The following is a 17,563-nucleotide window of genomic DNA, read 5'->3' on the forward strand; positions in this document are numbered from 1 at the left end:
AGTTTATGAGCGGCCGCCGCGCGGTTCAAACACCCTTAAACTCATGGACTTATAAACTCATAGACTCATAAACTTCGAATCATGCATTTAGAAATCATTACCCCAGATAAAAAGGTATTTGCCGGAGAGGCAACTGCCGTTACATTACCGGGTACCGAAGGACAGTTTCAGGTCTTGAACCGTCATGCGCCGTTGGTAAGCACGCTGGGCAAAGGCGACGTGGTTGTCGATACCGGTGCAACCAAACAAAACTACCTGATCGATGGTGGTGTTGTGGAAGTACTGAACAACAAGGTATTGGTTCTCGCCGAAGCCGTTCTTTAAGAAATATAACTATTGCAAAAAGCGGATGCTGTGAAAACGGTATCCGCTTTTTTAATGACCGAAGGTCCGCTCCGCCGTGAAATAACCAAATGAGATTCCGGGATCATTACAACGGTTCTGAACATCTTCTTATCGTTAGGTTCGTGTCAAAATTTCAGAAATACCATGACGCTGACACTAAAAAGAGGGCAAAGCTTTGCTGATATTTTCCCAGCTGCCGACTGGGCCAAACTCTTTCCTGCTTCTCGATCAGCTGACAAGGGAAAAAGGCTCAATGCGAGGAAATATGTGGGAGTGCTGAATCAAAATCAGAACCCTGGGGAACAAAGAATCGAATGTGGGATGAACGGAAGCAAAATCCTGATTGATACCAATATCGCTATCCTCCTTTTTCAAGGAGACTCCGACCTGGGCAAATTATTACAGGACACGGAGGTTTACCTGTCTTTTTTGAGCGAACTCGAATTGAGGGCCTGCTCGGATATATCTGAAGACGAACAGCGTTGGGTCGAAATGTTCCTTGCCGAATGCACTATTGTGGATGCTGATTCCGCCATTAAGGAGCTCACCATCTATATCCAACGACAGTATAACCTGAAATTAACTCACGCCGTCGTCGCAGCCACCGCCATGTTCCTCAGCACACCTCTACTTTCCACAGACAAGCAATTTGAAATAGTGAAAGAACAAGTATTCGTGCGATATCAGTCTTAGCAAAATCATATTTTTGTTAAGCTGAAAAACAGAATAATCGCATCATTTGAAAGCGCTTCAAATTCGATTTCCCGTGTGTGGTGCAAGGCAAGGCCATCGTGTTTTTCGAGCAGGCGATCCTGTACTTCAAACGCTCCCTCGATCACGAAGACAAATGCGCTGCATCCGGCGGCCCCACTTGTAAAAATGCCTTCTTGCCGGCCTCCGTACTTTCCGATGAAAAAATGAGCGGGGTTTCCGGGAATCCCAGGCAGGGGCAGCAGCGTATTATGAACAGAAAGATCAAATGAAGCATTGACATATGGGGCGCGTATATTTCTTTCGTCCCTGATCCTGATCTGCAAATAGTTAACCGCCTCCCCCGCATAGGGATTGCCAATCCGGAATGTCTCGCCCGGATTTAAAAACAGGGATAAAACTTCGCCGGAGTTGGCAAACTCTGGTTCCCGACCCGCACCTGTTACCTCAATGGCTCCGATCATCGGCAGCAATATCACCTGACAGGCTGTATCCGTCCCAAAAGTGTTTTCACATTCAGGTAACAAAGTCTCATCGTTGAATGCCAGCAGGCCTCCAAACGGCTCCCGCCCGACTGCATTGTATTCCTCGAAATTGAAGGTCCTGAAACTACGGAAACCTCCCGTCTGAAACTGGCCCCGCAATCCGGCGAGGTAGATCCGCGCATCTGTCTGTGTCAGCATAGGTTAAGCTTTGTCGGGTGGGTTTTCCCGAAAAGTAAAATGGGAAATGCTTAAAAAGGGAATTAGTAGTATCATGTCCGTTTCCAGCTCCTTTCCATTGGAGACGTCATCCGTCGTCTGGTACGAAACCAGGAGCCTCTCCCCGACCGTTTCTAGCCATATAAGCGGTTCGCTATAAAACCAGATCGCCACACGATGATGCGACTTATTTTCGATATGCGATTGGATGATCTCAAATCTGAAATTTTTGAATGGCAGGCATAACTTGCCGTAAGCATTCGCTATGTCCGGAATCACATCTCCAAGCTGTTGTATATAACCCATGGCAGCCGTACTCGTCAGGTAATGCAGTTGGTCAGCCCGCGGAATATGCTCCGACAGCTCCTGAAAAGTCGGATATTTCCCGTCCGGATCCATCCGCTGCGCCTGCATGTAAAATTCCATATGCGTATCATCAAACACCGCCTTATCCCAAGCTTTGCGGGATTCAGCATCAATGATTTTGCGATAACAAAGTCGGATCATTTTCATAGTTATGGCGCAAGTCGGCTGTCGTCGTTCTCTTAATGTCATAAAAACGCTTAGAACAAATCGATGGCCGAAAGCCGATACAAACTTGTTTACGCACTTACAACAATCGTGTGCGTCAATTCATACCCTGCGGAAGCGCTGCCCGTGACTGTTGACATTTCGGTAGAAACGCCGTCTCCGAATACATTATCCTTTGCGTTGGTCGTATCCGCTTGTCCATGGCTTGCATACACCCCCTGCGCATATACCACTTTACTGACGTCTTCCGGAAATGCGATCTGGGTGACGAGCAGCGATTTCCCGCTCGCATTATATACGTGTACATGAATGTGCGGTGCACGGCCCGAGTACCAGCCTGGATAAATGCTCGTGAATGTGACGAGACCGTTGGCATCGGTTGTTTGCCTGCCCCGCAGGAAGTGCACCGCCGTGTAGTTGGTAGACTGCATGCCGGTACCGCCATATTCGGAGTAGTTTCCGGCCGCATCGCAATGCCAGATATCCACCAAAGCCCCCGCCAATGTGGCACAGCTATTGTTTTTGTTTTGAATCGTAATCTTGACCGTCAGTTTTGTCCCCTGTCTGTCCGAAGTGATGTCGTTTGTAACCAGGCTCGCAGGCGATTTGGTTGGAAACGGACCTTCTGTTTCGGATGCTGTGGTAGTACAAGTACCGGAGGTAGAGCCGGTTGTATCAGTTGAGGTTTCGACGGGGTCCACGCTGTCGTTCGAGCAGCTGATCATCGGTACGATCGTCGCCAGGCCCAATGCTGAAAATCCCCTTTTTAAAAATTCCTTGCGTTCCATAATGCAACAGTTCTGTGAGTTTAAATACATTATCGTATTCCTCATCTTCTTTGTTGCGCAGTGCCGCCAATGTATCGGTCAATGGCCCGGTTTTACCGGTGAATGGGCCGAACCATTGGAAAAACTATTGGCTTTTCCACTTTTCAATGAAATCCAGATAGCTGTCACTGACCGGTAGCTCTACCCCCGAAAGTAGCATAACCTTCTTATTCTGAATGGATTTAACCTGCGCATTGGGAACGATATAGCTCCGGTGTATACGGCTAAATCCATGATCCGGCAGATTTTCAAGGATACCTTTCAGCGACATGAGCGTCAGGACGGGGTGTCTGGAACCCAATAGATGGATTTTGATATAATCCTCCATCCCTTCGATAAAGGCAATATCATTCAACGCAATTTTAATGGCCTTATATTCCGAACGCACCACGATAGACTCAGCACCCTCACCCTGCTTCACCTTTTTTAATTCAAATCGTTCGGTTGCTTTTTGCACCGCCTTTTCGAAACGTTCAATCGTGATCGGTTTCAGGAGATAATCCAGGGCCTCCAGTTCGAACCCTTCGTAAGCAAATTTTTTATATGCCGTCGTGAAAATGACCATCGGACGTATTTCCAGCCGGGAAACCAGTTCCAGGCCCGACAAATCGGGCATATTGATATCAATAAAAAGCAGGTCCACCGGATTGGATTTCAGGAAACGGCCACCTTCCACCGCATCATCGAAAATACCCCGCAATTCCAGCACAGGATACGATCCGATGTATTTTTCCAGGATACGCAATGCCAGCGGCTCGTCATCGATCACGACACATTTCATTGTCCTGTCAGCTTTAAATTCACGGTAAATGTCTCCCCATCGTTCCGGATATCGAGGTTGTAAAGCCCCGTATAAAGAAAATCCAGGCGCTTTTGCGTATTCACGATACCTACACCGGTGCGCTCCTCATCCGTTCTTCGTTCGATGATCCTGTTCTGGCAAAAAAACAATATCTCCTTTTCAACCACTTTCACCACAATGCGGATCACGGACTCCCGGTGATTGCTTACACCATATTTAAACGCATTCTCCACAAAAGTCATCAGGATCAATGGTGCGATTTTAATCCCTTCCGGGTTTCCTTTTAGCTCAAAATCAAGTGTTGTTTTCGCATTCAGCCTCAGCTTTTGCAATTCAACATAATTTTCAAGGCAGGCAAGCTCATCTTCCAACGGAACATAATTTTCCATTGCCTCCTCGGTAATATAACGCATCATCTGTGACAATTTCAGGATACTTGGCGCAGTATGGCCACTGTTGCTGACCGCCAAAGCATAAATATTGTTCAGCGTATTGAAAAGAAAATGAGGATTGATCTGCGCTTTGAAAAAAGAGAGCTCCGCGTGTGCTTTTTCTGCTTCCGAGAGGATCGCACGGCGCTCGGATTGCCTCCATTGTTCGGAAATACGTATGGCCATTGCGATCACCCACACGACAATAAACAGCGTAAGGCTCACAAAATCCACTGCGCGGTGCGGTGCCTCCCTGCGGCTTTGCGATCGGTCGAAAATGGGTGGTGGAGGTATCGGAGGCCGGTCTCCACGCTCCATTCCGAACGGAGGAGTCGGCGGGAGTTCGCGCTCCTGCATTTGCCCCTGATGGAACTTCCTGAATATCAACTTCTCAAAAGGCTGAAAAAAGAACGTAAGCGCAAACAATGCAATAAAAATACCTCCGTACAACACATATCGCTGTTTCAGAAACAATTGTGGTATCAGTACCAGCAAATTGACGTAGAACAGCGCCGAGTAGATCAGAAAGAAGAGCCAGAATGACCAGGAACGCAGCACAAGAACCTCAAAGCCGGCGCTGGCCTCCCTCGACACGATGGTCAGCGGCAAGCTCATAAACAACACCCAGCCCAGCAAGTGAATGATCCAAAGGTTCTTAGCCCGAAACATGGTCGTTGTAAAGCAGATTGTGGGTACGCAAGTATTTGATGACGAATATAGGAGTTACATTCAGAAAAACTTTCCTATTTTCGAAAAGCACATTTTCACTTCCTATGCAGCAACCTGCTACCCGAAACGAACTTTTTAAAATTCTGGGCGTCGGCTTCGGCATTGCCGTTACGGTCGGCGGCACTATTGGAACCGGCATTTTACGAAAACCTGGCCCTATTGCCGCTCAGTTGGGAGATGCATGGCTGATCATGGCCTTATGGGTCGCTGTAAGCCTGTACGCATTCCTCGGCACTCTCTGTACCATTGAGCTGGGGACCTCGGTTCCGCGGGCAGGCGCATGGTACGTATATGCGCAGCGCGCGTTCGGGAACTACGCCGGATTTGTCGTGGGTATCAACAGCTGGCTGGGTACCTGTTCTGCGCTGGGTTTTGGCGTATACACCATGAGCGAATATTTGGCCCTTCTGATCCCTTCCCTGAACGGCTATGAGCCTTATGTAGCCGCCGCAATATTGCTGGTACTGACAGCGATCCACTGGATCGGGCTCGCATTGGCGAGTAGTTTCCAAAACATCATGAGCCTGCTGAAAGGAGTCGGTCTTTTCCTGTTTGTTGGCATTTGCTATCTCTATGGCGATGAAGTGAGTGCCGAGGAGGCCCGGATTACCACGAGCAAAATTATCGAAACCGGCTCCTGGATTGCCCCCGTAGTCTTTTCCCTGCAAGCTATCTTCTACACCTATGACGGCTGGCACACCGCGGCATATTTTTCGGAAGAGGATCGCGATCCGTCTAAAAACCTGCCTAAATCCATGATCGGTGGCGTTCTGGTAATCATCGCCATATATATGCTCTGCAACATGGCCATTCTGTATGTTTTGCCCATGGATCAGTTAGCCCACTCTAAGCTCGCGGCCGCCGATGCAATAAGGTTGATTTTCGGCGACGGGTCCGGAAAAATCGTGACGCTTTTCCTGATGATTTCCATTCTTGGGATCGTCAACGCCCAGCTGCTGTTCAATCCGCGGGTATTGTACTCGATGAGCCGTGATGGCCTTTTCCTTAAATCCGGCGTGACCGTCAACAAAGGCGGCACACCGGCCGTGGCCATGCTCGTGACATCTTCCGTCGCTATTGCCCTGATCCTCATTGGAAAAGATGCCTGCGAAAAACTTTCCGATATCGCGACTTTCTTTTTCGTACTCGGATATACTTCCGGTTTTGCATCGCTGCTCGCCCTGAGACGGAAAGAGCCCCTCCTGCCCCGCCCCTGGAAAGTTCCGGCGTACCCTGTACTACCCATATTAATGCTCATACTATCCATCGCTTTCCTGATTGGTGCGGTGGTACAGGATCTGTCGGGAAGCAAGTATGCCTTGCTTTTCCTGATTATCAGCTACCCCGCATTTCTGCTCGTGAGAAAGCTCAATCAGTAAAACTACACGGCAATTCTTTTTTAATTAAATTGCATATAAAATTAAACTACTCATCAATATGCTGAGGAAAAAAAACTTCATCAACTACTGCCTCATTCCCCTCTTACTATTTACCACATTGGCATTTCATGCCTCAGAAGAAGATTTCACCCAGTTCATTTCCAGCAAATTACTACACTACCGACAAATTTTACCAGCCGAAAAGGCATATCTTCATCTCGACAAACCTTACTACGTCACCGGTGATACCCTTTGGTTTAAGGCCTACCTCACGGAAGGATCGCTCCATTTGGCCGATAGCGCCAGTAATCTGCTGTACGTGGACCTCATTGAGCAACGCTCCGGCAAAAATGCGGGGCTCCGCCGCGTTCATATGAACGGGGGTAACGGCCATGGTGAATTTGTCCTGACCGACTCCATTGCGCCCGGCGCGTACACCATCCGGGCATATACCAACTGGATGCGCAACTTCCAGGAAGCATTTTTCTTTCAGAAAGATATTTATATTTTTGATTATCAAGAAAGTAGCTCACCAGGCTCCCAGACAGGATCAACCGACCTGCAGTTTTTCCCGGAAGGCGGCCAACTCGTCGCAGGAATCAATACCCGGGTTGCCTTCAAAGCGGTTAGCGCAGCCGGCACAGGGCAGGACGTGACGGGCTTTATACTCAATCAGGACAAGGATACGGTCGCCTCTTTCAAAAGCGAACACCTGGGCATGGGGCGCTTTCAGTTTGAACCTAAGGCGGGAGAATCCTTCCGGGCATTTTTGAAGGAAAAAGACGGAAAAGTGACCAGTTTTGACTTTCCGAAAGTGCAGGAAGCCGGGTACACCATGCTGGTAGACAATCTCTCCAGCTCGTCCAAAATGCGGGTTATCGCTTACGCAAGAATTCCCGGTAAAACCGAAATTCCGATCCACATCGTTGGCCACGCGCGGGGTATCATCGCTTTCGTGGCAAGGGGCAAAATCGGCAGTAGGGGGTTGATCATGCAGCTACCTACCGCCGAATTACCCGATGGCATCACCCATTTAACACTCTTCAATGATCAGAACAAGCCCGTATGCGAAAGACTGGTCTTCATTAATCATTCCCACAGCTTACGCGTGCAAATCAATCCGTCGAAACCCGACTATAAGCCACGCGAACTTGCCGAAGTAGAAGTATCCGTCACTGATTCCGCCGGCAAGCCCGTAGAAGCCAACCTTTCCGTAGCGGTAACCGACGCCGGACAAATCCTGCAACAGCCACATGAGCAGAATATTGTTTCCTATCTCCTGCTGTCATCTGATTTAAAGGGATTTATAGAACAACCTTCCTATTATTTTGACCCGGCCTATTCAGAAAGGAAAATCCGTCTCGACTACCTCATGATGACGCAGGGCTGGACGCGTTTCCGCTGGGAGGATGTCTTACAGGATTCGATCCCGGCACCGGCGAGATTTATCGAGCAAGGCGTAACGCTGAAAGGTGAAGTGCGGAAGAATAATAAAAAACCCATCGAAAAAACTGCATTATCCCTTTTCCTGAGCAATGACAGCCTAAGTACATTTATGACCTCGGAAGCGGACGAAAACGGGCATTTTACAATATATAATCTGGCTTTTAGCGACTCCCTTCAGCTCCGCCTGCAGGGAATGAATAAAAAGGGCAATCAAAGCCTCTCGTTCATCATCAATCCGTTTGACGTCCCAAAGGCATCGGTAGTAAAGATCCCTTTCAAACCGATGACTATCAACGCACAACAACTGGCCGATTTTCTGAAACGTGCCGAGCAGGATCAGGAAATAGCCAAAAAAATCCGCGAAAGCCGGGAGCGTCTTTTAAAGGAAGTTACCATTAAGGCAAAAAAGGAAGTCCCGCGGGATTCCCGGAAACTGTACAATTCGGCAGATGCGACGCTCAAAGTGACGCCTCAGATGGCCTCAGGGAATATGAGCGTGCTCGATATGCTTGCTGGGCGCGTGGCAGGCGTGCTGGTAACAGGAGCGGGAATGAATGCGAGCGTGTCTATCCGCGGCAACCGGGGAGAGCCGCTGTTCGTACTGGATGGCATGCCGGTCGACAAAGCATTGATCACTTCTCTGAACGTTTATGATGTAGAGTCTATCGACGTTCTTAAGGGAGCGTCGGCCGCGATTTACGGAAGCAGGGGAGGAAACGGGGTAATTTCGGTCCTGACCAAAAGGGGTAATGCGAATTATGACTATTCGCAGGACATCGTACCGGGCGTTCTCGTCACCAAAATAGCCGGTTTTAACATTCCCAAAGCATTTTATGCACCTAAATACATCTCCGGCGAAGCTCCGGCGGTTCCCGATTACCGTTCAACTATTTTCTGGGCCCCGATGCTAAAAACCGGACCGGACGGCAAAGCCCGTTTGAAATATTACAACTCCGACGCTCCCGGCTCCATAGACATCCGGGCCGAAGTCCTGACCGGCACAGGTGTTCCCGGATTTGGAAAATCTGCGTATTCCGTTCGCTGAGGGGCTTCCTGGCATAAGATTATATACATTTCCACGTTAGTAATCTTATTTGCCTAAGGATTTGCCCCCATCTTACAGACAAATTTTGGTAACTTTGTTATTTACACTGAAATAGCCGGTCATGTCGCACGATCTGATGGCGAACGCTGAATATATGAGGACCGCATATTTAAAACTGACCCTTCTTGTTTGCCTGATTTCGGTCACTTCGGTATTGACGTCGGCCCATGCGCAACGTCGTAAAGATCGTGAAAAACAACCCGAGAAAGGCGAGAATGTAGGTATGAGGCTGGAAGGCGAGTCCATGGCCGCGGAGGGGATGAAGTATATGATGAAGGACGAGCCCGACCGTGCGTTACCAGTGTTCGAAAAACTGGCGCAAGCCAATCCTCAGGACGCCGCAAGCCATTATATGGTCGCCACCGCGCTTGTCAAACTCGAAAAATTTGACGACGCTATCGCTGCATCAAAAAAGGCTTATGATCTCGACAAAGAAAACATTTATTATGCCCAGCTGCTTGCTGAGTTATATGCCAAACGGAGAAAATACGCCGAAGCGGCGCAGATTTATGAATCTTTGGTAGCTAAAAACCCTGAGAATATCCAGTATGGTATAGAACTGGCGGCAGTATACGTTTTCAATGACCAGTTCGATAAGGCCATTGAAACCTACAACACGCTTGAAAAATCAATGGGTGTTACAGAAGAAATAACCCATCAGAAGCAACAGCTTTACCTTCGCCAAAATAACCTCGACAAAGCGTTAAATGAGGCGAAAAAACTGATTGCCGCCGAACCGGGCGAAGTGGGCTACCGCGTAGAGCTGGCAGAAATGCTGATTGCGAACGACCGGATTGTAGAGGCTGTGGCACCGTTAGAGGAAGCGCTCAAAATTAATCCGGATGAGGCCCAGGCCCATGTTTTGCTTGCCGATATATACCGCCGCAACGGTGATGTGCAAAAATGCAATCAGGAACTGAAACTTGTTTTTGCCAACCCCAATCTAGATGCCGACCCTAAAATAAGGGTATTAACCGGCTACCTCACGATGCTGAAAACGGATACAGAAATGAGTGAGGCGGTAGTCTTGGCCAAGCAATTGACCGAAACACACCCAGGCGAATCCAAAGCCATCGTCATCTATGGCGATCTCCTCATGCGTCAGGGCAAGAAGGCCGAAGCCCGTGATATGTATCTCAAAGCCGCCAGCCTCGACGCTTCCGTGTTTCAGGTTTGGGGCGCCATTTTACAACTGGATGGCCAATTGAATCAGGCCGATAGCATGCTCGTACATTCGGAGAAGGCGCTGGAGATATTTCCTAACCAGGGAATGTTCTGGTATTTCAATGGAACGGCTAACCTGATGAAGAAAAATTACAAACCGGCCATCTCCGCATTAGAGGAAGCCCAGAAAATCATGGGAGACAAAGGCGAACTGGCTCCCTACATCCTTCCACAACTCGGCGACGCCTATAATGGCTTAGGAGAGCACGTAAAATCCGACTCTGCCTACGAAATGGCCCTGAAGGTCAATCCCGACAATGACCACGTCCTCAACAATTACAGCTATTTCCTGTCGCTGAGAAAGGAAAAGCTGGATCTGGCACTCAAAATGTCGGAAAGACTGGTTCAGCAGCACCAGAACAATCCTACTTACCTGGATACCTATGCATGGGTGTTGTATATCCGGAAAGACTACAAAAAAGCCAAGGAGTACCTCGAAAAGGCGATGCTGGACAGCAGCAGCGTCAGTGGCACGATTGTTGAGCATTATGGGGATGTTCTGTTCAAATTAGGCGAACGGGACAATGCGGTGGCGCAATGGAAAAAAGCCAAAAGAATGGGCGAGACCACCGAACTTCTTGACAAAAAAATAGCAACAGGTGCATTACATGAGCAATAAAATTACTTTCGGGCTGCTTACCATGAGTTTATTATGGTTTACAGCTTGTCATAAACAACGTACTTCGAAAACCATTTCTCAAGACCAGGCCACGGACACAACGGTCATCACCGCAGCCCCCCCACTGAAAGATACCACGACGATAAGCCCGGAAACCTCGGAAACCGTCGCTCCCGTAAAGGTCAATTCGGTGGATTTCAGTTATCTGACGGCTAAATCCAAGTTTTCATTCAAAAGTAAATCCCAGGATTTTGACAATACCAACGTCAATATCCGGATGAAAAAGGACAGCATCATCTGGCTTTCCGTGACAGGCGTGGGGCTGGAAGTAGCACGCGGCATCATTACAAGGGATTCCATTGTTTTTATGGATAAAATCCATCGCGATTACTTTGTATTCAACTATGAGCAACTGAGCAAACAATACAATTTCGATCTTAATTTTAACCTGCTGCAATCGGTCATCATCGGTAATATGCCTTTTGAAATGGAAGAGAATGGACAGTTTGTGAAGGAAAATGATTTTTATATCCTCAAACAGCTCGTCGAAAGACTGGAAGTGGATAATTATATAGCAGAAAGTACGCAAAAGCTATCCCGCCTGAAAGCAACCGAGATTCCTACACAAAATACCTTTACACTGGATTATGAGGATTTCAGAGAAGTAGGAACGTATTTGTTTCCGTTTACAAGCCTGATCAACCTGAACGTACTCTCCAAAGACCAGCAAATGAAAGAAACGACCATGCGTCTCAAACACAGCAAGGTCGAATTGGTTAACCAAAGCCCTGGTTTTCCCTTTAATGTGCCATCAGGGTACAAGCGCAAAAGGTAAAATACAGAAAGTCTGCTTAACTTTGCCCGCCGTGACATGTATTTTGGCCGCAAGAATCAACATTATGCCCTTTCATACCCCTGGTAGACGTCGCTTTTGGTTAGTGCTTACATTCGTGCTCTGCGCATGTGCAGGTGCATTTGCGCAAAAAACCCGTGAGCAGCTGGAACGCGAAAAAGCCGAAAACCAGGGAAAAATAAGGGAAATACAGAACATTCTAAAACAGACTTCTTCCCAGAAGAACGTCAACCTCGGGCAGCTCAAAGCGCTCAACCAGCAAATCAACACCTATAAAAAGCAGATCGACCTGCTGACCGACGATCTCGAAATACTCGACAGGGAATTAAAAGTGCTCGAAAAGAGACGCCAGTCTCTGGACAGCAGCCTCGCGGTACTCAAAGAAGAATATGGCCATATGATTTATGAGGCCTCCAAACGAAACGCTTATTTTAATCAACTGGTATTTTTGTTTTCCGCGGGTACTTTTAATCAGTTTGTGCTGCGATATAAATACCTGAAACAATATACAGAGGCCCGGCAGGGAAGGGCGCAGGAAATTGATGTTCTGCAAAAACAGGTAATGGCTGAACGACAACGAATTACATCCAAAAAGAATCAACAAAAAACCGTACTGGATACCCGGTTGACTGAAAACACCAAGCTGGAAGGCCTGAAAGTCAAACAGAATGAGGTGATCCAGGAGCTATCGCAAAAAGAAGTAGAGCTGCGGAAGCAGATTGCTGAGAATAAGCGTGCTACCGACCTTTTGGAATCGAGCATCCGGCGGATCGCAGAACGCGAGCGCAAGGAACGTCTTGAAAGAGAGCGCAGAGAACGCGAGGAAAGAGAGGCGCGCCGCAAAGCAGAACGAGAGCGCATTGCACGTGAGAACGCAGAACGCGAAAAGAAAGGGGAGGCCACCATCGCAGAAACCCCCAAGGAGGAGGAAGAGCCGGTAGTTTCCAGTGGTATGAGTGAAGAGGAAACGACTTTGGCGTCGTCTTTCACGGCGTCTCAAAACCGTTTGCCGTGGCCTGTTAAGGGATTTGTTTCCAGCCATTTCGGGCAGCGACCACATGCTGTTCTGAAGGGTGTGATGGTAGATAATCTTGGTATCGACATTCAGACCACAGCAGGAGAGGCTGTACGGTCTGTTTACGACGGTTTGGTACTGGATGTGACCGAACTGCCCGGAATGGGTAGCGTTGTAGCTATTCAGCACGGTAATTACATGACGATCTACGCGAAGATGACCGGCGTTGCGGTTCGTGCAGGTCAGAAAGTAAAAGCCCGTGAAAATATCGGCCGGGTGGCCACCGACAGCGACGGAACCTCTGAATTGCAATTCCAGATCTGGAAAAACACCTCCCGACTGAACCCGGAGAACTGGCTGATAAACAGGTGATACAGTTCTGTCTCGATGTGCAAAGTTGGGAAGAGGGTCAATTATAGTCGGGAATAGTCATGCATGGTCAGATCCTGTCGGAAATTGCAGTTATATCAAGGAAACTAATAATCAAGCCGGCCATGTTCTCCTCTCAACAATGCCACTAGATACGACCACACTTGACCACAAACAACAACACCTGACTTTCCAACCGGTCAGATATTTAGTACCAATACCCGATAACCACCATGTCTGTACATACTGCTGATATCAAGCGCATTACAACCCATGTTATTCAGGAAATGAAAAACCGTGGGGAAAAAATATCCTGCCTTACCGCGTACGACTATTCCATGGCCGGAATCGTGGACGCCGCCGGGGTAGAACTGATCCTGGTAGGGGATTCTGCCTCGAACGTCATGGCCGGGCATGAAACGACATTACCGATCACCATCGATCAGATGATTTACCACGCATCGTCGGTGGTAAGGGCTGTGAAAAGAGCGCTGGTGGTAGTAGACCTTCCTTTTGGTTCCTACCAGGGCAATTCGCGGGAAGCATTGAATTCGGCGATCCGGATCATGAAAGAGTCGGGTGCCCATGCCGTAAAGCTGGAAGGCGGGCTCGAAATCAAGGACTCTGTCACCCGTATTCTGAGCGCGGGAGTGCCTGTCATGGGTCATTTGGGTCTTACACCACAATCAATTTACAAATTCGGTACGTACACCGTGCGGGCCAAGCAGGAAACCGAAGCGCAGAAGCTGCTGGAAGATGCTAAACTGCTGGAAGAAATAGGCTGTTTTTCGATTGTTCTCGAAAAAATTCCTTCGAAATTGACCAAACAGGTTTCCGAAAGCATCCAGATTCCAACCATAGGGATAGGAGCGGGACCTCACGCCGACGGGCAAATCCTCGTCCTTCACGACCTATTGGGTATCAATAAGGCGTTCAAACCCCGTTTCCTGCGCCATTATGCCGATCTGAACGGGGTCATGACCGATGCTATTTCAAATTATATCAAAGATGTAAAAGGAAAATCATTCCCGAACGATCAGGAATCATATTAACCTTTTAAAAAGTATTAAACTATCAATATGGCTAAAAAACCATTTCGGGTTGTCTACGAGGATAATCACCTGATCATCGTCAATAAAGAGCCTGGCATTCTGGTTCAAGCCGACGTCACCGGCGATACCTGCCTGCTGGACATGGTCAAAGATTATATCAAAGAGACCTATAATAAGCCGGGTGCTGTATTTCTCGGTACAGTCCACCGACTCGATCGTCCTGTAAGCGGGCTAGTCGTTTTTGCACGAACTTCGAAGGCACTGGAACGTATGAACGAGATATTCCGCAAACGCGACGTTCAAAAAACCTACTGGGCGGTTGTCAAAAACAAACCCGCAGAAAAGAAAGGCAAACTGGTACACTGGCTGATCAAAAATGAAGCCCGCAATATCACTACGGCGCACGACGAAGAAGTGCCCGGTTCACAACGCGCCGAACTATCGTACCGGTGGCTGGGTGAAGTCAATAAATTTCATTTGCTGGAAGTAATGCCGGTTACAGGCAGACCTCATCAGATCCGGGTTCAGCTGGCATCGATGAATTGCCCGATTCGCGGCGATGTCAAATACGGCTATCCCAAAGGCAACGCCGACGGAAGCATTAACCTGCATGCCCGCAGACTTTATTTTGAGCACCCCGTTAAGAAAGAGCCGCTGATTTGCCGTGCAGGTGTACCCAATGACCCTTTTTGGGAAGAATTTTTAACTTTAGACAAAGAAGTTGTCAAGCCCGAGCACCTCGATTTTTTCCACGAATAATGCCTGATGATCGAAAAACTGAAACAGCGCTGGAACGTCAGAACCGGATGGGATGTCCTCGTCATTCTGTTAGTTTTTGCGTGTACCGGTTTTTCGGTCTTGTATGTGAAACGATGGTTGTTCGATCTGGCCGGACTGACGGCAGATTCACCCGGCTGGATACGCTGGGCATTCAATATTTTGATTATCCTGCCATTGTACCAGGTGATACTGCTGGCCTGGGGCTGGGTTTGGGGCAAATTCAAATTTTTTTGGGAGTTCGAAAAAAGAATGTTCAGCCGGATAGGGGCGCTGTTTCGTCCCAAGGGCACCGAAACTAATCCCGATTAACAGCTACTTTCCCGCCGATTCAATCAATCCCCGGTATACAGCTCTGGCTTTGTCATATGCGGCCGACGCCGCTTTTCGTTCCCCGGCCCTGATATTCGGTTCCTTCATCTTCCAGCACTGCTCCAGCGCCGCGAGACACCATTCCGCACTTCGCTTCTGCAACACCGGCTTGTCTTCAACTTTTACAAAAACAGGATTGGAATGCGAGCTGGGGTAAATTCTTAATGCTATCCAGCCCGATGCAGCGATTTTCGGGGAAAATTTCACTTCACTCAGCTGCCCGTCGGCCTTAATTTCGGTTGCATCCACCGGCACGCCATTGACTATCAGCTCTATTTTCACGGTTCTGGATTTTCCTACGCGTGCGCGTTCGATGTCCCAAAAAGGTGTTACATCAATAGGTGTCCGGACGATTTTTTCTCCGATACTGTCCTGCTTTTCAGGAAGATATGCCGCTACCTTCGCGCTGATTGAAACATTTCCCGATGATTTAAGGCTTACCTCGCTGTCCTCCGTACCTGCTTCCAAGCCATTGACGGTGAAATCCATAATATGCGACTTCCCGTCCGAAACGTAGCTCCGGCCTTTCCGGATCGCCTCGACATAGCCGTCATAATCCAGTTGTTTTTGTGGTTTGAAATAGCTTCGCGCCTGTCCCACACGGGCGTCCGTAATACACGGGAAATCGGTCTCCCCGCTCAACCTCGTCCTGAAACCGCAATTCAACGTATGATAATACATATTAAGCTCCCAGGGCGCCGGTGTATCGCCCGCACTGAAAAAGTCGACCAGGCCTTGCGTGACTGTTACAACGTACTCATTAGCACCAATCCCGTCCATTTTAGGTGTTACGTAATTCGGTAACTGGTCAGTAGGCTCCATCGGCTGCAGACCCCAGCCGGAATGTGCATAACCTACGACGCCACCTTGTGACTTAGCCCACGAGAGCACAGGGGCGGTCCAGCTTGGCCACTGCTCAATCAGCGTTGTCCCGGGATAGTCGTCCTCCCGGATACGTAAAAGCACAATATGCCCGGCGTGCGACGAAGGAAATCCCGAAACTTCCACGTCGTTGCGCATAATATTCTTCGTTGCTGACAATGGATGGTCCTTTCCCGTAAAAAAAGTCTTCTGATGATACCAGCTGGGTCCCCAGGCGAGGTTAGCGGCCATATTCAAATCTTCACCCAGTACCTGCCGAAACATGTCTTTGGGATCCACGCCTTCTGTCGGACTATCATAATGGCTACAGCCTGCCGCGTGGATATGGTGATCTGCGCTGAACCAGCCGAGCTTCGTCAGTTGTATCCATCGTTTCAAGCGAAATGACACTTCTACTGACTCACGGCCTTTTGATATAACAATTTCCTTAGTTTGCGGAATGTACTCGGGTCCCCGGGTAAAGGTCACATTGTATTTGCCCGCTGGAAGCATGATATGCTCCCCGTTTTGGCGGTAAATCTGGGGCTGGAAGAAAAAGTCCGGGTACTCGTCCGTCGCCGCTACCCTGCGCGATGGCAGCGGGTGAACACCTTTGAATTTTCCCGATGCATGTTCTTGCCCATCAGTGATCAGAAAAGAAGCCATTGCCGGCTGCCCGTCGTCGTCCTGCACGTTCAATTTTACTTTTACGGCTGGCTTTACATCAAACAAAATGTGCGTGGAATTTCTGAATCCGATATCCTGCGAACCTTGCCCAACATTATATGCAATTTCAGCCTCGCGCTTTCCGGAATCCTTGCAATAAATCTGCACCATTGCATATTCGAGTTTCAAACCCGATAAATTGGCTTGCAAAGGCCTGCCTGTGTAAATCTGGATATCCAGAAAACGGTTGGCGACCTGTCCCGGAGTCAGTTCGTGTTCATTTTTTACTTTCGATTCAAAAGAAGGAGAGTGATAGGGCTTTGCAGCATTGGGACTAGCTGCTTCGAGGCGTGCAGTAATGCCGGCCTCATTATGCACTTTGACCAGAAAAGATGTCCATCCACCTTGAATAAGACTTGCCTGAGCGCCACCCCTCTCAACGCTGACCCTTCCTTCCGGATTAATATGGACTACATTGAGGCAATACGGATCGAGAATGGCCTGAATCCCGGCTACGGTTTTGTCGGAAAAAGGCCCGTTTCCGATTTCTTTCAGACGCTCCACGTCCCTGGGCTGCAATGCATTGCCTGAAAACGTCAGAGCCTCCTGCAAGCGCTTAGCCTGGGCCAGTAAAGGCTGGGGATCAATGCCCGTAACAGCTGCATGCCGGCTGTGTTGGTCGTGCTGCCCAAGCAGCATCATTGGAAAGAAAACTGCTAAAAGGAATAGGGCAGACGTCGTTTTCATA

General features: G+C 48.6%; 16 protein-coding genes. 10 read left to right on the forward strand and 6 right to left on the reverse strand.

The genetic code is table 11. The features are described from left to right. Positions 1-81: 81 nt before the first annotated feature. Positions 82-324: an ATP synthase F1 subunit epsilon gene (gene atpC, locus BP71_RS27465; RefSeq protein ID WP_496384773.1), complete on the forward strand. Its 243-nt coding sequence runs from the start codon at positions 82-84 to the stop codon at positions 322-324. A gap of 165 nt (positions 325-489) precedes the next feature. Next, positions 490-1,038 carry a type II toxin-antitoxin system VapC family toxin gene (locus BP71_RS27470; protein WP_496384774.1) on the forward strand — a complete coding sequence of 183 codons (549 nt, stop codon included), beginning with the start codon at positions 490-492 and terminating at the stop codon, positions 1,036-1,038. 5 nt (positions 1,039-1,043) lie between these two features. Here BP71_RS27470 and BP71_RS27475 read toward each other — a convergent pair whose 3' ends face one another. From BP71_RS27475 to BP71_RS27495, 5 genes are all read right to left on the reverse strand, one after another. After that, on the reverse strand, positions 1,044-1,739 hold the full coding sequence (locus BP71_RS27475; RefSeq protein ID WP_496384775.1) for a pirin family protein: 696 nt from the start codon (positions 1,737-1,739) through the stop codon (positions 1,044-1,046). Positions 1,740-1,742: 3 nt separating this feature from the next. Next, a complete protein-coding gene (locus BP71_RS27480; RefSeq protein WP_496384776.1) occupies positions 1,743-2,270 on the reverse strand; it encodes a hypothetical protein in 528 nt (175 codons plus the stop codon). A gap of 89 nt (positions 2,271-2,359) precedes the next feature. Next, the gene (locus BP71_RS27485; protein ID WP_496384777.1) at positions 2,360-3,076 is read right to left on the reverse strand and encodes a dioxygenase family protein; all 717 of its coding nucleotides are present in this window, start codon (positions 3,074-3,076) and stop codon (positions 2,360-2,362) included. A 124-nt stretch (positions 3,077-3,200) separates the two neighbouring features. Continuing rightward, a complete protein-coding gene (locus BP71_RS27490) occupies positions 3,201-3,896 on the reverse strand; it encodes a LytR/AlgR family response regulator transcription factor (RefSeq protein ID WP_496384778.1) in 696 nt (231 codons plus the stop codon). Continuing rightward, the gene (locus BP71_RS27495; RefSeq protein ID WP_496384779.1) at positions 3,893-5,017 is read right to left on the reverse strand and encodes a sensor histidine kinase; all 1,125 of its coding nucleotides are present in this window, start codon (positions 5,015-5,017) and stop codon (positions 3,893-3,895) included. Before BP71_RS27495 ends, BP71_RS27490 begins: the two co-directional genes overlap by 4 nt. A gap of 104 nt (positions 5,018-5,121) precedes the next feature. Here BP71_RS27495 and BP71_RS27500 point away from each other — a divergent pair, with 104 nt between their 5' ends. From BP71_RS27500 to BP71_RS27535, 8 genes are all read left to right on the forward strand, one after another. Beyond that, a complete protein-coding gene (locus BP71_RS27500) occupies positions 5,122-6,456 on the forward strand; it encodes an APC family permease (protein ID WP_496384780.1) in 1,335 nt (444 codons plus the stop codon). A 58-nt stretch (positions 6,457-6,514) separates the two neighbouring features. Then, a complete protein-coding gene (locus tag BP71_RS27505) occupies positions 6,515-8,947 on the forward strand; it encodes a TonB-dependent receptor plug domain-containing protein (RefSeq protein WP_496384781.1) in 2,433 nt (810 codons plus the stop codon). 121 nt (positions 8,948-9,068) lie between these two features. Then, positions 9,069-10,850, forward strand: coding sequence for a tetratricopeptide repeat protein (locus BP71_RS27510; protein ID WP_496384782.1), 1,782 nt, complete (start codon positions 9,069-9,071; stop codon positions 10,848-10,850). Beyond that, positions 10,840-11,685, forward strand: coding sequence for a lipoprotein insertase outer membrane protein LolB1 (gene lolB1, locus BP71_RS27515; RefSeq protein WP_496384783.1), 846 nt, complete (start codon positions 10,840-10,842; stop codon positions 11,683-11,685). Before BP71_RS27510 ends, lolB1 begins: the two co-directional genes overlap by 11 nt. Positions 11,686-11,749: 64 nt before the next feature. Continuing rightward, positions 11,750-13,090 (forward strand): murein hydrolase activator EnvC family protein, encoded by a 1,341-nt coding sequence (locus BP71_RS27520; protein ID WP_496384784.1) that lies wholly within the window; start codon positions 11,750-11,752, stop codon positions 13,088-13,090. Positions 13,091-13,320: 230 nt separating this feature from the next. Then, positions 13,321-14,139, forward strand: coding sequence for a 3-methyl-2-oxobutanoate hydroxymethyltransferase (gene panB, locus BP71_RS27525; RefSeq protein ID WP_496384785.1), 819 nt, complete (start codon positions 13,321-13,323; stop codon positions 14,137-14,139). Between the two features lie 27 nt (positions 14,140-14,166). After that, complete coding sequence (locus tag BP71_RS27530; RefSeq protein WP_496384786.1) at positions 14,167-14,898, forward strand: RluA family pseudouridine synthase; 732 nt, start codon at positions 14,167-14,169, stop codon at positions 14,896-14,898. 6 nt (positions 14,899-14,904) lie between these two features. After that, positions 14,905-15,228, forward strand: a complete 324-nt coding sequence (locus BP71_RS27535) for a DUF6787 family protein (protein ID WP_496384787.1) — start codon at positions 14,905-14,907, stop codon at positions 15,226-15,228. A 3-nt stretch (positions 15,229-15,231) separates the two neighbouring features. On the opposite strand, the gene BP71_RS27540 is transcribed toward BP71_RS27535, so the two are convergent. Continuing rightward, the gene (locus BP71_RS27540; protein WP_496384788.1) at positions 15,232-17,562 is read right to left on the reverse strand and encodes a CehA/McbA family metallohydrolase; all 2,331 of its coding nucleotides are present in this window, start codon (positions 17,560-17,562) and stop codon (positions 15,232-15,234) included. Position 17,563: the final 1 nt, after the last annotated feature.

The sequence above is a fragment of the Dyadobacter ginsengisoli DSM 21015 genome, assembly GCF_059568735.1.